The sequence below is a fragment of the Acinetobacter sp. YH12096 genome (assembly GCF_013419215.1).
GTDB classification, from domain to species: domain Bacteria; phylum Pseudomonadota; class Gammaproteobacteria; order Pseudomonadales; family Moraxellaceae; genus Acinetobacter; species Acinetobacter amyesii.
Genome location: NZ_VPAM01000011.1, coordinates 1 through 20,037 on the forward strand (window position 1 = coordinate 1; position 20,037 = coordinate 20,037).

A 20,037-nucleotide genomic window follows, 5' to 3' on the forward strand; every position below is an offset into this window, starting at 1 on the left:
TGAGGATCAGAAAGCTTGTTTGAATCGATGTATTTCATCCGCAGATTATGCACGAATGCTAAGAAATCCGGAGTGCAAATATTAACCAAAAAGAAGATCGTTTTTTGATTTATGAAAGAGATCTAATGATGAAGAAAAAGCGAAACAATGGTTCAAACTTGCAAATTTCAATGGCGTGAAAGAAGCTAAAGTGGCACTTGACGAGTTGGCTAAAAGTTGAATTTAGTTTTAGCAATTATTATAAAAATAAATTCAACTTTTAAAAAAGCTCCTCAGGGCTTTTTTTAATATAAATTAAGTCATCTAGGGAAATGGGAACACAAAGTGCATTTTTGGCTTCTCAGTCTCGCTTGCATATTGAGACTCTTGTTATGAAAATTAATGGAAAGATATGCGTTGGCCAATTTCATCGTGTTTTATTACAACAGAATGAATATGTAGTTTGTGTTGCGAAAAAAATTGAAGAAAATGTTTATGAGTTATTTTCTGTTCTTAGCCCTTCAACAGGCATCCTACACATGCAAGTTGGAATGGGGCCTCGATAACAAATTTTAAAAAATCCACAAAAAAGGGGGGGTATGGTTTACAATAACTTGTGTTATTGCGTTCATTTTTATAATTGTACTCCCTCAAAATTTTGATCTAGTAAATTTTTTAATATTCTTTTCTGCGATTTTTACTTTTTATTTTTTATTTATGTATATTATTAAAAGTTCCGCAGCTTCGTTAATATATCTCAGTGAAAACTCTGAACAAGTTTTTGATCTGTATGGCTTTAAAAATCCTCAAGAAATATATCTATTTACTGCACGACATGAAGATACATCAGAGAAATTAATTTTAGAGTCTATTTACGATTATCGAAAAGTTATTAAAGATGATCCTTATCCTGAGGATTATTCTGATAAGAAATGAAAAAGTCTATTTTATCTTTAATTGCATATTTTGCCCAAGATAATGATATCCAAAAATGGATTCGTAAATGTTTACTATCTACAGATCGGAGTATATCTAGATTCCAAACGATTGGAGAACAAATGTTAGGCCTTAAGTTAGTATATAGTTAATATGAAAAGTAAAGTTAAAAAACACGTCTTTGGTTATGATGTTTTTGAGCAGAATATTTCTTTTTCTCATTTAGATGAAGGGGATATTCTACTCAAGGTTGATAATGATTCTAAAAAAAATCATAATTGGTCATTCTTAAAAATGAATGATGATTATATTGAATTAATCGATCAATCTTATGCGAGGTTGGGAAAAGGAGTAAGTATTTTAATTTTACTTCTTCCTATCTTTTTAATCTCTTTTTATTTTATATATTTTATTTTTACTACAGGAGAGGGTGATTTAGGATTTTCCATTTTTTTTATGTTCTTAATTTTGGGAATTCTTGCTTTTCCACTTATAGGATTTTTAAATCCTTACTTTAAATATGATCATAAACAGCCTATTTGTAAACCTATTCTTTTTAACCGAAAAACAGGCAAGGTATTTTTCTATATCAATGATCAAGAATATATAGAAAAAAAATGGACGGATGTAGTTTATATTATGGGCAGTAGTTTTGGGCTGTCAGGTATTCCACTACGTGAACTTCGGGCACATATCGTTGAAGACGGCATATTGAAACATACCTTTGTGATTGGCTTTCCAATGATTGGAATATTCCGCACCCAAGGTTTATGGGCTTTTATTTGTCATTTTATGATGAAAGGACCAGAAGAGCTTTATCCGAAACCGCATCCTATGTATGGTACCATCGATCCGTTTACCCAACTAACCTATTGTCAAAAGGTCGTGGGTGCAAAAGAAAGTTGGAGAGATACATGGAAATCATTTCGAATCATTTATCATTATAATTGGGTTCCAGCTTTATTTGCTTATCCATTTGATGTGTGTAATTTCATCGCAAGAAGAATCTTACTTCATATCAAACCATTACCTGTTTGGCATGAAGATGTAATTAAGAAAAACAAGATGGATCAGGAGCGCCCAGAGGAAATCAGCGCAAAAGATAATTTTGAATTTACGATGTTTAAAATGATGGATAAATAAAAAGCCCTTTCGGGCTTTTTTATATGTAAAGGGTTTAAGGCAATTGCTTAATCGGACTTCCACCCAAAGCTTGCATTAACGTCACATAAGCATTGTATTGACTCTGCTTGGTCTGAACCAAAGACAATCGAGCATTACGTGTAGTTTCCTGTGCATCTAACAAGTTTTTCAACGCAATTGCACCATTACGATAACGAACTTCAGTCAAACGCTCAGTCTTTTCTGCAAGCTGTACATTACGCTCTTGCAAAGCAACTTGTTGACTTAACTCAGTGCGGTTGGATAGCGCATTTTCCACATCGGCAAAAGCCTGATACAAGGTCTGACGATATTGAATAATAGATTTTTCATAATCTAAATCACTAATCGCAAGGTCTTTCTTCATATCGTTATATTGCAAGAAAGGTAAACTTAAACTTGCACCCAAAGCCAAAGCAGGGTTTTGTAATAAATTACTCAAAGAGGTACTACTCGAGCCTAAACTGCCAGTCAAACTAATTGAAGGGTAGTAACTCGCTTTCGTTGCATCTTTATTTGCCAAAGCTTTACGTAATCTTAACTCGCTTGCTTGTAAATCTGGACGGCGAGACAACAACTCGGCTGGTAAACCCGCTGCAATCGTCGGTAATGCAATTCGAGGTAAACGCTGCGGCTCTGAAATATTCAGTTGTTGCACAGGTTGATGTAATAACACAGCCAATGCAGTACGTGTTTCCACTTTTTGTTGGGCAATTTGGCTTAAGGTTGCTTTTTGACTTTGTACAGATTGTTCCGCTTGCGTTAGATCTAAACCTGACACAGCACCGGCTTTATATTGCACCTTGACCAAGTCATAGGTTTTTTGCGTACTGGCCAAATTTTGCTGCGCAATACTGTAGCGCTCATTTAAATAGCCAAGTTGCCAATATAGGTTTGCTGTTGTTGCAATCAAGCTTTGGGCCGTGGCTTGCAGGTCTTGTTCAGTCGCTAAAGCTTCCCACTTTGCTGCCTCAGTTTGGCTGGCCAAGCGACCAAATAAATCTACTTCATAACTAACGCCACCGCTGAGTGATACACCTTTTGATGAGTCATCACCTGAGTTAAGGTCAAAGTTATGTCCAGTTGAAACACTTGAACTCACGCGTGGCCCTTGTTTATTTTCAGCTAAACCTGCTTGTAGTCGAGCTTGCTGTAAATTAATACCTGCAACAGCGAGGTCTGTATTCGCAGCTAAAACTTGATTCACTAACTGGTTTAATTGAGCATCATTAAACAATGTCCACCATTGGTCAGCATACGTATCTGCATGAACTTGCTGACTCATGGCTTTCGCATTTTGAAATTGCGTCGGGATTTGTGTTGCAGGAGCTTCATACGGCGTCTTAACCACAGCGGCACAGCCGACTAAGCTACTTCCAAGAATGAAGGCACTTGCAAGTTTAGTTAAGGTCATTTGCATCATTATTTCCTTATTCGCGAGAAAGCGCATCGACAGGGTTCAGCTGTGCGGCATTACGTGCAGGAATAAAGCCAAACACAATACCAATCATACTTGAGCAGACAAATGCAGCAACGATAGACGTTGTTGAATAGGCCATTTGGAATGTTCCACCGGCAAAATGACTAATCAATTGTCCAATACCTAAAGATAATAAAACCCCAAGCACACCGCCTAAGATACACACCAACACCGCCTCAATCAGGAACTGTTGCAAAATATCACTTTGACGGGCACCCACGGCCATACGCACACCAATTTCTTGAGTACGCTCAGTCACAGAAACCAACATAATGTTCATGACCCCAATACCACCGACGATCAATGAAATCACCGCAATCGCAGATACCAATAAAGTCATTGTTGCAGTGGTTTGTTGAATGGTTTCACGGATACTATCGGAGTTCTGTGTAAAGACATCTTGCGCGCCATGACGTTGCACCAATAAGTTTAATATGGCGTTCTCAGCAGCAGCACTTGGGTATTCATCTTTCACTCGGACAATAATGCTGCGCACATTCGACTGACCTAGCATACGACTCATGACCGTTGAATAAGGCAAATACACATTCAGGCTATCTGAGTTGCCCATCATGCTTTTTTGTTCTTCGATCACGCCAATGATACGGCTCGGCACACTGCCTAATAAAATCACTTGACCCACAGGGTTGGTGCCATCGGCAAAGAAGGTATTTTTAGTATTACTATCAATCACCACATCTTGCGCTTGCTCATTCACACTTTCTTTATCAAAAGGCTGACCCGAAGCGAAGTTCATTCCTTTGACATAGAAGAAATCTTCACTCACGCCATTCACTGTGGTCGACGCTTCTGTGTCTTTAAAACGTGCTGTGACAGATGAATTGACCGAAGGACTAACGCCATCGACATAAGGCTGCTCAGCAAGGGCCGTCGCATCGGCTGGAACCAATGTTTTTACTTGGGAGGATCTGGAATTATCACCAAAGCCTCGACCTTGATACACCGTGATGGTATTGGTACCTAAACTGCTGATATTTTCTAAAATTTGCTTTTGTGAACCATTCCCAAGAGCCACAACAGAAACCACAGAAGCGATACCAATAATGATCCCGAGCATGGTTAAAAATGTTCGCATACGGTGAGCATTCATGGCTAAAATCGCCATACGGAAGGCTTCACCTAAACGGTCAACGGCAGAGCGCCAGCTTGAGGTTTTTTTCTGTGTGTTTGGAACGAGTTGTTGTTTTTCTAAAGGTTCATCATCTGTTTCAGGTACATTGGGCTGATCTGAAATGATGTTACCATCTGAAATTTCAATAATTCGAGTCGCATTTTTTGCAACATTATGGTCGTGCGTGACCAAAATAATGGTATGACCTTTGGCATTGAGTTCGCGCAAAATCCGCATCACTTCAATACCACTATTCTTATCTAGTGCACCGGTCGGTTCATCGGCAAGAATAACATCGCCACCATTCATGAGGGCACGCGCAATCGACACACGTTGTTGCTGACCACCCGAGAGTTGGCTCGGACGGTTTTGGGTTTTTTCACCCAGTCCAAGATCGGTTAGTAGTTGCTTGGCACGTGCATTGCGTTCGGTTGCATCTGCACCGGCATAGATTGCAGGAACTTCGACGTTACCAGCAGCATTCAAATCACCGAGTAAGTGATAGCGCTGGAAAATAAAGCCAAAATATTCACGGCGTAACTGTGCCAGTTCATCTGGTTCAAGTTCACGAGTTTCACGCCCTTTGACTTTGTAGCTGCCATTGGTTGGCTTATCTAAACACCCCAAAATGTTCATTAGGGTTGATTTACCAGAACCGGACTGACCTACAATCGCCACCAGTTCACCTGGGTAAATCTCAAGATTGACCCCTTTTAGAATCTGGACTGTGCTTTCACCAGCAGGGAATTCACGAGTCAGATTCTTGACCTCGAGTAGAGGCGTCTGATTTCGACTCATCATTACATTCTCATTGGGCCGCCAGCACCACCACGGTTGCTGCGTTTCGCTGAATCATTAGAGGTATCTGAACCGTCGGCAATCACGACTTTGTCACCCTGTTTTAAGCCACGGATCACTTGTGCGGTCACACGGTTATTTAAACCGAGTAATACCTGTTGTGGTTGAGCTGAACCATCGGCTTGTAGTACACGAACCATCGCAACACTGGCTTTACCTTGTTTGACCAATGCTTTTTCAGCTTCAGTCAGTTCTAAACGTTTAGGACGGTTTGGATTGTCTTTGTTCGATCTAGCTTCTGCGCTGGCTTTTTTATCAGCAGATTCACCATTTGCAGATGCATTATTACGGCTACGTTGTGGACGGTTCGAGGTTTGAACGGCTGCGGCAGGTACAGTCAAGACATTCTTGGCTTCATCTAAAATGATATACACCTGAGCAGTCATATCGATACGCAATTTACCGTCTTCATTTGGGACATCAAATAACGCATTGTAGTAAACCGCAGTACTTGAAGGCGAAGAGGTGTTGTTGTTACTTTCGGTGTTAATTGAGTTTGGCGCAGGTTCAACTTGGCGCAGGGTAGCATAGTGTTTTGTTTCACTGTCGCCCAAGGTTGTAAAATAAACGTTTTGACCTTCTTGGACTTTCATCACATCTGCTTCAGAAATTTCAGCTTTAATGGTCATGGTGTCGAGTTTTGCCAATTTCACAATGGTTGGCGCACTTTGGTTGGCATTTACGGTTTGGCCTTCTTCAGTCACAATCGCCACGATGGTTCCATCCATAGGTGCAACAATTTGTGTATAGCCTAAGTCTTCTTTTGCAGTCGCTAAAGTTAAACGTGATTGTTCAATTTGTGCATTAATGGCTGCAATATCAGCTTGCGCAGTTTTATAACTTGCTAGCGCAGATTCAAGTTCTGCACGACTAGTCGCGTCTTGAGCGTACATTGCTTGTTGACGATTATATTCAGCTTGGACTTTTGCAAGATTTGCTTGTTTAACTGCCAATTGCGCTTGTTGGTTTTTGATGCTAGCTTCTGCAGTTTTTAAATCATTTTCCTGACGTACCGAGTCAATACGGGCAATCAGCTGACCTTGTTTAACTTCATCGCCGAGCTGCACATACATCTTTTTCACCTGACCAGAAACCTGTGCACCAACACTCACCATTTTGGTTGCTTCAAGTACACCTGTTGCAAGCACAGAGTTTTCAATGTCACCACGACTCACTTCAGCAGTAATATATTGCGGCTGAGTTTCTTTAGGTTTTAGGAAATGCCATGCAGTGACAGCGATTGCCAAAGCAACGATGATGGCTACGATCAATTTTGCTGGTTTTATTTTTGGCATGATTGGCAGTTAAAAGTTTATAAAGATGATTGAATTATAAGATTTAAATACGGATAAATTGTGAACTTTTTGAACAAACAGTAATGATAATTATTCTTTTATACTGGAATGCAAGTTATTACAGCCTTTTATTAGACTAGAAGAGTCTGCGCCCACACAAGCTGGCAATAGCTTGTTGTACCAAGTGCTCAGGATTTTCATGACCTAAACCTTTTATTGACGCGTCTAAACGAAGTAATAGGGCAGGCCAAGTCAAAAAATCGTTGGCATTTAAACGGCGTAACGCTTGTTGATACAGCCCGACTTTGGTTTTCCAAATACCGATTTGCAAGGCATTTTGTGGCTGCTCAAACAGTTGCATCAGCAAACGCATTTCCTTACTGATACTCCATAAAATCAGCGACATCGGCTCGCCTGAAGCGATTAAGTATTGAAAAATTTTAATTGATTGCGCCAAATTGCCTTGCAGCATGGCATCATTTAAATCATAGGTGGTGTAGCGTGACTGATCTTGTAAGCAAGAGTACAGATGATCAATCTGAATCATTTCAGCTTCAGGAAAAGTATCTGCAACACGCATTAAACTATTTTTTGCAGCCAGTAAGTTGTGCTCATGATGCTGTTCTAGCCATTGCCAAGCATCATTGGCGAGTTGAATGCCGAGCTTTTGTGCTTCAACGGCCAAAATTTGCTGACGATCTTTAGGGTAGTTTGCAGTCAGTGCAACATTGACTCCATTGGCATCAATCGTTTGGAAAAAACTGGTCTTTAAACTCGCACTGTCTTGCTTTGGCATGACCACGAGCAGCAAGTTGCTTTCATTTTGCTGCAAATAGCTTTTTAACAGTTTTAGTCCATTGGCATCGGGTTTAATGCTGCCATGTGCCTCAATTGCCAGTTGACTGGAAAATAATGACAAGCTATTTAAAGCATTAAAGACATTTTTCCAATCAGCAGCAGAGCTAATGTCATACCGTTGACGCTCGACTTCTCGAGTGTTCCAACTCTTACGAAATGCATTCAGGAGATTTTGTTCAAGTAATGGCTCTTGACCATGTAGCACCCAGGCACCTTGCGCTTCATCTACACGTTTTAATGCCTGAAGATAGTCAAGTTTCATAAATCAAAATTACTCAGCTTTGGTTGGTGCAGTTAGTGGGTTCGCTTTTGGTAAGCGGTTTGATGAAATTTGGCGCACGATCTGTTGTGCAATGTCATCAATAATCACTTGTTTTAAATATTTTTCTTCTTGGTCATCAGTGTTCACGGTTGCTACGTCGTATTGGTAGCTACGTGTTGCCATCAATGTACGTGGTTCTGTCACAGGGTTACCTTGAGCATCTTCAATTTGGAACGTCACATTCAGGCGCAGTAAAGTTTCAACCAATTTACCATTGAGTTCTAAACGTCGCGGAGTGTAATCCAACACATGTAAGACATAGGCATTTTGATTATTGCTCAATTGCACGCCTGCAGAACCTAAATAAATCGCTAACTTTTCATGTAAGTCATCCGTATCTTCAGGAAGTGCCAATCGCATATTGGAATAGGCTACAGGTACAGCAGCAGGGTTGGTGCCTTTTAAATGAAAACCACAACCGACCATGCCTGCGCTCAGGCCCATAGTTAATACAATTGCAGCAACACGTTGAACCAAGTGCATAAAGTGTCCTCTGTTTCCCGAAGGGATAATGTTGAAATCCTGTGTGGATTGTAAAGTCAAAGCCCGTTGACTCGCAACGGGCTTTGTTTGGGAATTGTGAAATCCTTTTGTTCCCTCTCCTCATAGGAGAGGGTTAGGGAGAGGTTAATTACCCTCATCCCAACCTTCTCCCAAAGGGAGAAGGAAATATAAGGAATTTAAACCACCAAATTCACTAATTTATTCGGCACCACAATTTCTTTCTTGGTTGGACCAGTCAAGAATTGCTGAACTTCAGGTAATGCTTTTGCTTGTGCCAAAATGTCATCTTTAGAGGCATCGACAGACACTTCTAATTTGCCACGAAGTTTACCGTTCACTTGCACTACAATCGTTTGTGTATTGCGAGTCAGCGCAGATTCATCTACCGCAGGGAAGCGTGCTGATGTTAATTCGATACCAAACTCAGCCAATAAGGTTTGGCTTAAATGTGGTGCAAACGGAGCAAGTAAAGTTAGAAGGGTAATGATTGATTCACGTGCAACAGCGGCATCGTTATCATCTTTTACTTCAAACTTATTGTTTGCGTTTAGAAGTTCCATCATCGCTGCAATAGCAGTGTTGAAGGCATGACGACGTGCAATGTCATCACCCACTTTTTGAATGGTTTCGTGTGTTTTACGACGTAAGTCTTGTGCAGCGGTAGATAGTGCCGCTTTGTCGATGTTTGCAGCAGAGTTGCCTTGTTCAAGGAAACCAGTTGCTAGGCGCCATACACGTTTTAAGAAACGGTTTGCACCTTCAACACCTGCATCTGACCATTCAAGTGATTGATCTGGTGGAGCTGCGAACATCATGAATACACGTGCAGTATCTGCACCGTATTGGTCAATAATCGCTTGCGGGTCGATACCGTTATTTTTCGATTTCGACATTTTTTCTTGACCACCCACCACGACGTCTTGACCATCACCTTGATATTTCGCAGAAATGATGCGGCCTTTTTCATCACGTTCTAAGTCGATGTCGGCAGGGTTAAACCATGTTTTCTTGCCTGACTCAGATTCACGGTAGTAAGTATCCGCAAGCACCATACCTTGAGTTAAAAGGTTAGTGAATGGTTCGTTACCTTGAACGACGCCTTCATCACGCATCAATTTGTGGAAGAAGCGTGCATAAAGTAAATGAAGAATTGCGTGTTCAACACCACCGATGTATTGGTTCACAGGTAACCAAGTTTGACCCGCTTCAGGTTTCACCATACCGTCAGTGAAATCTGGAGATGCATAGCGTGCATAGTACCAAGATGATTCTACAAAGGTATCCAAAGTATCTGTTTCACGACGAGCATCGCCACCACAGCATGGGCAAGTGGTTTCATAGAACTCAGGCATTTTGTTGAGTGGATTGCCTGAACCGTCTGGAACCACGTCCGTTGGCAATACAACTGGAAGTTGTTCTTCAGGTACTGGAACCTGACCACATTTTTCACAGTTGATCATAGGAATTGGACAACCCCAATAACGCTGACGAGAAACACCCCAGTCACGTAAACGGAATTGAACTTTTACATTTGCAAGCTTTTGAGGCTCAAGTTTTGCAAGGAATGCATCGAATGCGCCTTGGAAATCTAAACCGTCAAATTCGCCTGAATTCACCAGTTTGCCTTCTTTAGAACCGTACCATTCTTGCCAAGTGGTTGCGTCAAAGTCTGCATCGTCTGCACCTTTGGCATCAATCACTTGCTTGATGGTTAAGCCATATTTGTTGGCAAATTCGAAGTCACGTTCATCGTGTGAAGGCACTGCCATCACCGCACCTGAACCGTAAGACATCAAGACGTAGTTTGCGATCCAAACAGGAACTTCTTCACCTGTAACTGGGTGCTTCACAGAAAGACCAGTTGCCATGCCTTTCTTTTCAGCAGTCGCAAGATCAGCTTCTGCAACAGAACCCATACGGCACTCTTCGATAAATGCAGCAAGCTCAGGATTGCTTTCCGCAGCTTTAAGTGCCATCGGATGTTCTGCTGCAACCGCAACATAAGTCACACCCATGAGTGTGTCAGCACGAGTGGTAAATACAGTTAAACCATCTGCATAAACGTCTGGATTCGCTGAAGGGAAGGTAATTTCCATACCCTGTGAGCGACCAATCCAGTTACGTTGCATGGTTAAAACTTGCTGTGGCCAGCCGTCTTTTAATGTTTCTAAATCGTCAAGTAATTCTTGCGCATAGTCAGTGATGCGGAAGTAGTACATTGGAATATCACGTTTTTCGACCAATGCACCAGAACGCCAGCCACGACCATTTTCAACTTGTTCGTTTGCTAAAACAGTTTGGTCTACTGGGTCCCAGTTCACTGTTGAAAGCTTACGGTAAATTAAACCTTTTTTATAAAGCTGTACGAATAACCATTGTTCCCAGCGGTAGTATTCAGGTGTGCAAGTTGCAAATTCACGATCCCAATCTACAGAAAGACCTAACTTTTTAAGCTGATTACGCATGTAATCAATGTTTTCAAAAGTCCATTTTGCAGGAGCGACTTGATGGGCAATTGCCGCGTTTTCAGCAGGCAAACCGAAAGCATCCCAACCCATTGGTTGTAGTACAGTTTCACCTTGTAATCGGTGGAAACGGCTGATCACGTCACCAATGGTGTAGTTACGCACATGACCCATATGCAGTTTGCCACTTGGATAAGGGAACATAGAGAGGATATAACGACGTGGTCCTTCTACTTGGTCGGCAACTTTAAAGGCTTTGCGATTTTCCCAGTCTTGTTGGACTGTAGGTTCAATCGCACTGGCTTGATATTCAGGGTCAATGTGAGTAGTCATAAACGTAAATAGAAATAACGGTTAAAAAGTTTGTGCTACAGCATAGCGCAAAATACGCCTAGAGTGAATTTTGCGATGCTGTGTAGATGTAAATAATTTAAGTCAAAATTGAAGGCTTTGGCGTAAATTATTGTGGTGCGGAGGCTACGGCTTGACCTTGGCGGAGCGCTGCATTGGCTTCGCGTTGTTGTTCTGCCAGTTGCTCATTTTGCTCATTCGACTTTTCGGCTTCACGTGAAACCTCTTCTTGGTTTTTTGCTGGAGTTGATTGCGTAGTCGTTGTTGCACCATAGGTATTCACTTTACCTTTACGCTGCGCATTTTTTGGCGGTGGCGTGGTGGTGTAATGCGTTGAACCTTTTGCATCCACCCACTTGTAATATTCTTTCGCTGAAAGGTCCAAACTGGTCAGGCAAAATGCCATGCTAGATAAAATACAGGCAGTGCGAGCAATCGTCTTCTTCATCATAAATTCAGTCCCATAGTTAGAGTGATCATGCAAAATTATGCTGAAAATTTTGCGCTTTTTTGACAGTAGAATCTATGCATTTTTTAGCACAAAGGATAAAAGGGACATCGCGTGGGATGAATAACTTTGTGAATGATGAATTGTGGAATTAATAAGCAATCAAAATATTGTGTTTTTATCATTTAATCCATGCCTTAAGTTGAAAGTGAGGCAATTGAATTAAAAACCCACAGCAATTTATTTAATTTATTTATTAGATTTATAAAAGTATTTTATTAAATACATGCTAACTGGTTATAAATAAACAAACTACAAAGAATGCAAAGAACGGGAGTGTGCTTAAAAAACAAACGGTCTGTAAGTAATCAGAAAAAAGCCCATTTTTAAACTTGACTTTAATGGTTGAAACTACAAAAATGCTGTCTTTAGTTTTATATGCCTTAGATCGATCACCCTTCGAATGAGTGCATTTTAGCAATGGACTTCTTCTCTAGCCGAGAGGTTGAACAAAGCCAACAAAATATGTTTATCCCAACATGTTTTAGACCCCATATTGCTCAAACAGCAAGCAGGTCAGATTTTTTTCTTATTGCTATGAAAACTATGAAATTTGTGTGCTATAACAGAGCACACAGTTAATGAATTAACCACGACAAATGCCCTCCATTTGTGCGTGAAAAAAGATTAGGGTGAATCACGTTGGAACTTTTATCTGGTGGTGAAATGCTCGTACGCGCTTTAGCGGACGAAGGCGTTGAACATGTTTTTGGATACCCAGGCGGCGCAGTACTGCATATTTATGATGCGCTATTTCAACAAGAAAAAATCAATCATTACCTAGTGCGCCACGAGCAAGCTGCTGGTCATATGGCTGATGCTTACTCACGTGTCACAGGTAAAACAGGTGTCGTATTGGTGACATCTGGTCCTGGTGCAACAAATACCGTAACTCCAATTGCAACTGCCTATATGGACTCAATCCCAATGGTGATTTTGTCAGGTCAGGTTGCAAGCCATCTTATCGGTGAGGATGCGTTCCAAGAAACGGATATGGTCGGTATTTCGCGCCCAATCGTAAAACACAGCTTCCAAGTACGTCATGCAAGCGAAATCCCTTCGATTATTAAGAAGGCATTTTATATCGCTTCAAGTGGTCGTCCGGGTCCTGTTGTCGTTGATATTCCAAAGGATGCGACGAATCCTGCAGAGAAATTTGCTTACGAATATCCTGAAAAAGTGAAAATGCGTTCGTATCAACCGCCGCATCGTGGTCACTCAGGTCAAATTCGTAAAGCAATTGATGAATTGATTCATGCTAAACGCCCAATTATTTATTCAGGCGGTGGTGTGGTTCAAGGCAACGCTTCTGCACAGTTGACAGAACTTGCACATTTATTGGGTTATCCAGTAACCAGTACTTTAATGGGTCTTGGTGCGTATCCGGGCAATGATGAACAATTCATTGGTATGTTGGGTATGCATGGTACTTATGAAGCCAATATGACGATGCACAATGCAGATGTGATTTTGTGTGTAGGTGCGCGCTTCGATGACCGTGTAACCAATAACCCAGCGAAATTCTGTCCAAATGCGAAAGTCATTCATATTGATATTGACCCAGCAACGATTTCAAAAACAATTATGGCGCACATCCCAATTGTGGGTGCAGTAGAGCCTGTATTGACTGAAATGTTGGCGCAATTAAAACAATTGAATGTGTCTAAACCAAATCCTGAAGATATCGGGGCTTGGTGGAAACAAATCAATGAATGGCGCCAAGTTCATGGTTTGAACTATGACAAACCAACTGATGGTTCGATGAAGCCACAGCAAGTTGTTGAAGCGTTGGATAAAATTACCAATAGTCAAGCCATTATTACTTCAGACGTTGGTCAACACCAAATGTTTGGTGCGCTTTACTACAAATACACACGTCCACGTCAATGGATCAACTCAGGTGGTCTAGGAACCATGGGTGTAGGTTTGCCATATGCTATGGCAGCTAAACTTGCCTTCCCAGATCAACAAGTAGTGTGTATTACTGGCGAAGCATCGATTCAGATGTGTATCCAAGAACTATCTACATGTAAGCAATATGGCTTGAATGTAAAAATTCTATGCTTGAATAACCGTGCATTAGGTATGGTTAAGCAATGGCAAGACATGAACTACGAAGGTCGTCACTCAAGCTCGTATGTTGAGTCACTTCCAGACTTCCCTAAATTAATGGAGGCGTATGGTCATGTAGGTATTCAAATTGACCATGCAGATGAACTCGAGTCGAAGCTTGCTGAAGCGATGGCGATCAATGACAAGTGCGTGTTTATTAACGTGATGGTTGACCGTTCAGAGCATGTATATCCAATGTTGGTTGCTGGCCAGTCAATGAAAGATATGTGGTTAGGCAAAGGAGAGCGCACACAATGAGACATATTATCTCTGTACTTGTAGAAAACGAAGCAGGTGCGCTTTCACGTTTGGTAGGTTTATTCTCTCAGCGTGGTTATAACATTGAGACATTAAACGTAGCGCCAACAGAAGATCCGACGCTTTCGCGTTTGACTTTAACCACGTATGGCGATGAGCATAAAATTGAACAAATCACCAAACAACTCAACAAGCTTGTCGAAGTTGTTAAAGTTGTTGATTTGTCTGAAGGTGCTCATATTGAACGTGAATTGATGTTAATTAAAGTCAAAGCACTTGGTTCAGCGCGCGCAGAAATTAAACGTACTGCGGATATTTTCCGTGGACAAATCGTAGACGTAACACCAACGACATATACCATTCAAATCGCAGGTACAACTGAAAAGATAGATGGTTTTATTGATGCCTTAGCTGAAAATACAATTCTAGAAGTTGTACGTTCAGGTGTTTCAGGTATCGCACGTGGCGAAAAAGTTTTAACTATCTAATTTTATATATTCACCTCACTCCTATGGGTGAGGTACTTGAAACGTGAATAATCAAACAGAATCACGGTATCAAGTTAAAGGAAACAAAAGCATTTTAGCGGAGACAGCAATGCAAATTTTTTACGATAAAGACACAGACTTATCTATCATCCAAGGCAAAAAAGTAGCAATCATTGGTTATGGTTCACAAGGCCATGCTCATGCGCTTAACCTTAAAGATTCAGGCGTTGACGTAACTGTAGGTCTACGTGCTGGTTCTACTTCTTGGAAAAAAGCTGAAAATGCTGGTCTTAAAGTTTCAGAAGTTCCTGCTGCTGTAGCTCAAGCTGACTTAGTTATGATTTTGACTCCAGATGAGTTCCAATCACAACTTTACCGTGACGTAATTGAGCCAAACATCAAGCAAGGTGCAACGCTAGCATTTGCTCATGGTTTCTCTGTTCTTTATAACCAAGTTGTTCCACGTGCTGACCTTGACGTAATCATGGTTGCTCCAAAAGCGCCTGGTCATACTGTACGTTCAGAATTCCAACGTGGTTCAGGTGTACCTGATCTTATCGCTGTTCACCAAGATGCTTCTGGTAATGCACGTAACGTTGCGCTTTCTTACGCTTCAGGTGTGGGTGGTGGTCGTACTGGTATTATCGAAACTTCATTCCGTGAAGAAACTGAAACTGACCTTTTCGGTGAGCAAGCAGTTCTTTGTGGTGGTGCTGTTGAATTGGTTAAAATGGGCTTCGAAACTTTGGTTGAAGCTGGTTATGCACCAGAAATGGCTTACTTCGAATGTCTACACGAACTTAAATTGATCGTTGACTTAATGTTCGAAGGCGGTATCGCGGACATGAACTACTCAGTATCAAACAATGCTGAATATGGCGAATACGTAACTGGTGTTGAAGTAATCAACGAACAGTCTCGTGAAGCTATGCGTAATGCGCTTAAACGTATTCAATCTGGTGAATACGCGAAGATGTTCATCCAAGAAGGTGCGTTGAACTACCCATCTATGACTGCTCGTCGTCGTCAAAACGCGGCGCATGGTATCGAAGTAACTGGTAACAAGTTACGTGCGATGATGCCTTGGATCCAAGCGAACAAAATCGTTGATAAAGAGAAAAACTAATTTCTTGAATCAATTGATTTGAATACGAAGACCCACTCATTTTGAGTGGGTTTTTTAATATCTAAAGTTACTTGCCTTAAAAATAGAAAAGTAGTGCTCTCATTCCTTACGCGTCACTCAAAACAGTGTGCTGCCTCGTTGTACTTCGTACAAAACAATGTTTTGTACTCGTTCATACTTTGGATCCAAGCGAACAAAATCGTAAGCAAAGAAAAGAATTTATTTAATTATCTTTTGAGTTTTATGCTACAAGGAACCCAATATTAGCGTGGGTTAGAATAATGATTTTATATAAATATGTGAGTTTTGAAGCTGCTTTAACGATTTTAAAAACAAAATCTCTAGGTTTTTCACATTTAGAAGATTTTAATGACCCATTTGAATGCACTGGTTTTGGTTTTTATGATTTGGATGTACCGACATCGGTAGCAGTAGGGCATTCCGAAATCAGTTTTCTAGAAAATATGTGATTTTAAGTTTGACTAGAACTGCTTTAAATCTACTCATCTGGCCACATTATGGGGATAGTTAAAAAAGGTGTCGTGATCGGAATAGACACATGCAAAGCAGGTTTTGAAGATGGTGATCAATTTATTATTTCTTCAACAAAAGGAGAGTTGAGATATTTAAAAACAGCGCCGAAGCAGGCCAATGTGGCAAGTGTTGAAAAATTAATGTCTGTAGGAAATTCAAATATTTTAAATTGGGATAATGAAGAAGTTTTAATAAAGCATGGTTTGCTTTATAAAATGCAGGAATGGGCATACGAAGAGGAAGTACGTATTGTAAAGAATATTAGCGATACTCAATTCGGGTATCACTTTTCTGCAAAAACACATGCATATATCAATGACCAACTTTGGCAAAGAGTACAATTGCAAACGCGTCCAATTTATACGTTAAAATTGCCTGAAGAAGCCTTTTTTGAAGTATATGTTGGGAAAAATGCATATATTGATCTTAGAAGAAAGCAAGAGCTTGTGAAGCCAGTAATTGATCATAAGAGATCAGTGTGAATTGCTGAAAGATCTATGTGTTGAATCTAATATTAGTTTGAAATGCATTTCATTAGATTTGGAAACATGGTCTTTAAAAGTGAATCAAATTTAATTTGATGGTTTTGAGTCATGGGTGGTTTCAAAACTCCTATATTTGTGTCAGCTGAGTTGAATTTAGGTTGTGATAGAGTAGGCATTATTCATGCTGCATGGAGTGTGTAATTGCAATGAAAATATCAAAACTCTCTCTTACTCGCTCTTTGTCTACCTGTGGTGAGTTTTGCACAAGTTTCAGATATAGCACAGTCTGAGTTAAAGCCTTTACCTGATGTTCGGATATCCATGCAGCGGATGCTTCGCTCTACTGAAGGGCGTTATTTCTTAGATTTGTATGCTGGCATATGGAATCCGCACGGGACTTTGACTGATTTGCAAGAGCCCAAACAAATTAACTTTAAAGGGACTCAAAAAGCAGATTTTATTGACTTGAACTCAGTCAATGTTGGGACGGAACAAAATGCGGTAACAGCTTATCGATTGGCAGGAACATTGAATGCAAATACAGGATCGTTTAAAGCTGAACTGACGGAACAAACGGCACCACCATCTACAAGTTATCTACAGTTTGAGCCTGCGTTTAAAGCTGTAGATAAACCTATCCTGCTGTTTAAGTTCTATGGGGTGCAATCCGCAGACCAACCTTATGGGAAGTCTCTAAAACGCGTAGATGTCATTAATAAGTCAAATGACAAAGTCTTGCAGTCATTACAAGGCTTTAGTGCATTTGGTAATAGTATGGGATTCTTAGATGTAAACTTTGATGGATACTATGATGTTGTACTTTCAGATACCTCTGATGGTCGAAAAATAGAAGATAAGCGATTTATTTATTGGATGTACAATCCTAAAACGAAGAATTTTCAACGCTCACCACAATTGGAAAAAATTGCTGGCTTCCCAAAATTAAAAGGAGAGTTGCAGCAGATCGACTTTGGATCAGGTCAAATCTTTCGAGTCGATCAAGGATTGCTTTATCCAGTCAGTGAGTAAGTTAAATTTTAAAAAGCCCCATAACTTGGGGCTTTTTTTATTTATAGAATTTTCTAAAGATGAATGTAGATACTTTTAAATGAGGTAGTCAGTATTTTGAATAAAAAATCAAAGTAAAAAGAGGGTTGAAAGAGAGGGACTGAATTTTAACATACATGATATTTCATGTAATAAATGAGATTCTAAAAATTTGAAAAACAAAAAACTGAAATTTAAAGAAAGAAAATATGATTTACAAAAGCTTAACATTGGAAACTAAGACGTGTTTCAAAACCTGTAATTTAATACAAAGGCTCAGTATTTGGTGACGTAATTCTTGTATTGCGTTTCAAAAGACATACCTGAAAGTAGTGATTATACATTCGAGATTCTATTTAAAAATAAAATTTAATCGGCCTTTACTATTAATATAGTTGAATATTCAAATATTATTGGTTTGTTTGAAAATTATTTTGAACTATTTCACAAATATTTGGTGAAATATGTAACAGCCTATATTATTTTTAATGTTACTAAATTTAATAAAAACAATAAGATATGTTATACCAAAAAATAGGGATATGAAAAAAATCCCCAAAATTTGGGATAAAGAGAAAAATTAAATAAAAATATAAAAATTAAAAATATTTAATATATTACAACCACATAATTTAAATATTCGTAAAAAATAATATTACATGAATATTCGTGTGAATATTCCGCATTAGGTTCTTTTTTTCTCCACATGATTAAGAATGAATCAGCACCTAGGGAAAGTAAGATTAATTAGTTTTTCTTAATAAATATCCTTTGATGCACATACTAATAAATCTCATATGAGAATGGAGAAGTGAAATGTCTACATCTAAAATTTTAACCGCAGTACTATCTGCAACATTGTTCGTAGCACTTCCAGCAACATCTGCAATCGCTGGTGGTAAAAAAGAATCTAAACAATGTGGCGGTGCGCCGTGTGAAGGCGAAATCGACATAAAGTTACAGATTCTTAAAGCATGTGAGCTTTTGGTAGGTAAAGACATCAAACTCGTTGAAGACAGTTATACGGGTGCTAGTGGCTTTACAGTTACAACGAACACTCCATATACATTAAATCTATCTACGCTAAACGCGGGTTCAAGTGCAGATACTTTTGTAAAACATGAAACCACTAGTGATAAAGTATTTACAAAAATCACGACTTCAAAAGGTGGTGTGAATTATCCAATCGGTTCTACACCTGTAGCTGGTATGAGCGTTGATAACTTTGCTGTATCTGTAGCTCCAAAAAATACAATTTCAGGTACTCAACGTGCTGGTACATACAAAGATACTTTATATATCAAAGTAGCTTACTAATCCAAATTTAGGGAGTTGATTCTACACAGTTAGGGTCAACTTCTTTTTATTTTTGAATTGATAATAATATTTAAATGTACTGGGGTGGGTATATGAAAAGTTTATTCAAAGTCGTTTCATTTAGTTTAATAACTTGCTTATTGAGTCCTCAAATATTTGCAGGTATTTCAATTAGCCCTGTGCAGTTATATTTAACCGATAAATCTAAACAACGCAGTGCGACATTTACTTTGGAATCGAAAGGGGATGATGAGACACCACGTATTTTTGAAGCTCAAGCATTTAAATGGACTCAAAATGCCGCAGGGGAAGATGTTCTTTCACCTGAATCCAATATTATTATCAATCCGAAAAACTTTATTTTAAAACCAAATTCAAAACAAATGGTTCGTGTGGGTTTTACTCAATCTGTAGAAAGTATGAATCTACAACAAGAAGAAGCATGGCGTATTATTTATACTGAGCTACCACAAGTGACGAACTCTGAATCGAAAATTGCACTGTTATTAAGTATTAATGTGCCATTTTTTGTCGGCAAACAAGAACCCGCTTATTTGAAATTTATTGCCAAAAAAACGAATGGTCGCACCATTATTCAGGTTGAAAATTTAGCAAAATCACACATTCAAATCCAAAAACTTTATGTCATCGATAAAAGCAAAAAAACAGTCGCTGAATCTTCCGATATGAAATATTTATTGGCATTAGGTAAAAACCAATACGACATCGGGAATGTTTCTTTACAAGGCGCTAGTAATTATAAAGTCGTTGTGGAAACAGATAAAGGTGACACTCCTTTGGAGTTTAATTTAGTTGAGTAG

At 39.5% G+C, this 20,037-nt stretch carries 17 protein-coding genes; 10 read left to right on the top strand and 7 right to left on the bottom strand.

Annotated features, from left to right (window positions below; all coding sequences use genetic code 11):
* Window positions 1–311: 311 nt before the first annotated feature.
* Together FTU36_RS06510 and FTU36_RS06515 are read left to right on the top strand one after the other, a co-directional pair.
* Window positions 312–545 (top strand): hypothetical protein, encoded by a 234-nt coding sequence (locus FTU36_RS06510; protein ID WP_180117139.1) that lies wholly within the window; start codon window positions 312–314, stop codon window positions 543–545.
* 523 nt (window positions 546–1,068) lie between these two features.
* Window positions 1,069–2,058: a hypothetical protein gene (locus FTU36_RS06515; RefSeq protein WP_180117141.1), complete on the top strand. Its 990-nt coding sequence runs from the start codon at window positions 1,069–1,071 to the stop codon at window positions 2,056–2,058.
* Between the two features lie 34 nt (window positions 2,059–2,092).
* On the opposite strand, the gene FTU36_RS06520 is transcribed toward FTU36_RS06515, so the two are convergent.
* The 7 genes from FTU36_RS06520 to FTU36_RS06550 all read right to left on the bottom strand — a co-directional run bounded on the left by FTU36_RS06520 (window position 2,093) and on the right by FTU36_RS06550 (window position 11,792).
* A complete protein-coding gene (locus FTU36_RS06520) occupies window positions 2,093–3,496 on the bottom strand; it encodes an efflux transporter outer membrane subunit (protein ID WP_180059701.1) in 1,404 nt (467 codons plus the stop codon).
* Window positions 3,497–3,506: 10 nt separating this feature from the next.
* Window positions 3,507–5,486 (bottom strand): MacB family efflux pump subunit, encoded by a 1,980-nt coding sequence (locus FTU36_RS06525; RefSeq protein ID WP_180117196.1) that lies wholly within the window; start codon window positions 5,484–5,486, stop codon window positions 3,507–3,509.
* A gap of 2 nt (window positions 5,487–5,488) precedes the next feature.
* Window positions 5,489–6,841: a MacA family efflux pump subunit gene (locus FTU36_RS06530; RefSeq protein WP_180117143.1), complete on the bottom strand. Its 1,353-nt coding sequence runs from the start codon at window positions 6,839–6,841 to the stop codon at window positions 5,489–5,491.
* 136 nt (window positions 6,842–6,977) lie between these two features.
* Window positions 6,978–7,961 carry a DNA polymerase III subunit delta gene (gene holA / locus FTU36_RS06535; protein ID WP_180117145.1) on the bottom strand — a complete coding sequence of 328 codons (984 nt, stop codon included), beginning with the start codon at window positions 7,959–7,961 and terminating at the stop codon, window positions 6,978–6,980.
* A 9-nt stretch (window positions 7,962–7,970) separates the two neighbouring features.
* Window positions 7,971–8,504 (bottom strand): LPS assembly lipoprotein LptE, encoded by a 534-nt coding sequence (lptE, locus tag FTU36_RS06540; RefSeq protein ID WP_078192675.1) that lies wholly within the window; start codon window positions 8,502–8,504, stop codon window positions 7,971–7,973.
* Between the two features lie 197 nt (window positions 8,505–8,701).
* A complete protein-coding gene (leuS, locus tag FTU36_RS06545) occupies window positions 8,702–11,323 on the bottom strand; it encodes a leucine--tRNA ligase (protein ID WP_180117147.1) in 2,622 nt (873 codons plus the stop codon).
* Window positions 11,324–11,450: 127 nt separating this feature from the next.
* Window positions 11,451–11,792 carry a DUF4124 domain-containing protein gene (locus FTU36_RS06550; protein ID WP_257224798.1) on the bottom strand — a complete coding sequence of 114 codons (342 nt, stop codon included), beginning with the start codon at window positions 11,790–11,792 and terminating at the stop codon, window positions 11,451–11,453.
* Window positions 11,793–12,491: 699 nt separating this feature from the next.
* Here FTU36_RS06550 and FTU36_RS06555 point away from each other — a divergent pair.
* The 8 genes from FTU36_RS06555 (at window position 12,492) to FTU36_RS06590 (ending at window position 20,037) form a co-directional block, all read left to right on the top strand.
* A complete protein-coding gene (locus FTU36_RS06555) occupies window positions 12,492–14,219 on the top strand; it encodes an acetolactate synthase 3 large subunit (protein ID WP_078192673.1) in 1,728 nt (575 codons plus the stop codon).
* Window positions 14,216–14,707, top strand: a complete 492-nt coding sequence (gene ilvN / locus FTU36_RS06560; protein WP_078189625.1) for an acetolactate synthase small subunit — start codon at window positions 14,216–14,218, stop codon at window positions 14,705–14,707. Before FTU36_RS06555 ends, ilvN begins: the two co-directional genes overlap by 4 nt.
* A 109-nt stretch (window positions 14,708–14,816) precedes the next feature.
* Window positions 14,817–15,833 (top strand): ketol-acid reductoisomerase, encoded by a 1,017-nt coding sequence (gene ilvC / locus FTU36_RS06565; protein ID WP_078192867.1) that lies wholly within the window; start codon window positions 14,817–14,819, stop codon window positions 15,831–15,833.
* Window positions 15,834–16,114: 281 nt separating this feature from the next.
* Window positions 16,115–16,303, top strand: coding sequence for a hypothetical protein (locus FTU36_RS06570; RefSeq protein WP_257220830.1), 189 nt, complete (start codon window positions 16,115–16,117; stop codon window positions 16,301–16,303).
* 48 nt (window positions 16,304–16,351) lie between these two features.
* Window positions 16,352–16,849: a DUF2971 domain-containing protein gene (locus tag FTU36_RS06575; RefSeq protein WP_180117149.1), complete on the top strand. Its 498-nt coding sequence runs from the start codon at window positions 16,352–16,354 to the stop codon at window positions 16,847–16,849.
* 255 nt (window positions 16,850–17,104) lie between these two features.
* Window positions 17,105–17,881, top strand: coding sequence for a hypothetical protein (locus tag FTU36_RS06580; protein WP_306785630.1), 777 nt, complete (start codon window positions 17,105–17,107; stop codon window positions 17,879–17,881).
* Between the two features lie 834 nt (window positions 17,882–18,715).
* Complete coding sequence (locus FTU36_RS06585) at window positions 18,716–19,216, top strand: hypothetical protein (RefSeq protein WP_180005392.1); 501 nt, start codon at window positions 18,716–18,718, stop codon at window positions 19,214–19,216.
* Window positions 19,217–19,308: 92 nt separating this feature from the next.
* On the top strand, window positions 19,309–20,037 hold the full coding sequence (locus FTU36_RS06590) for a molecular chaperone (RefSeq protein ID WP_180062955.1): 729 nt from the start codon (window positions 19,309–19,311) through the stop codon (window positions 20,035–20,037).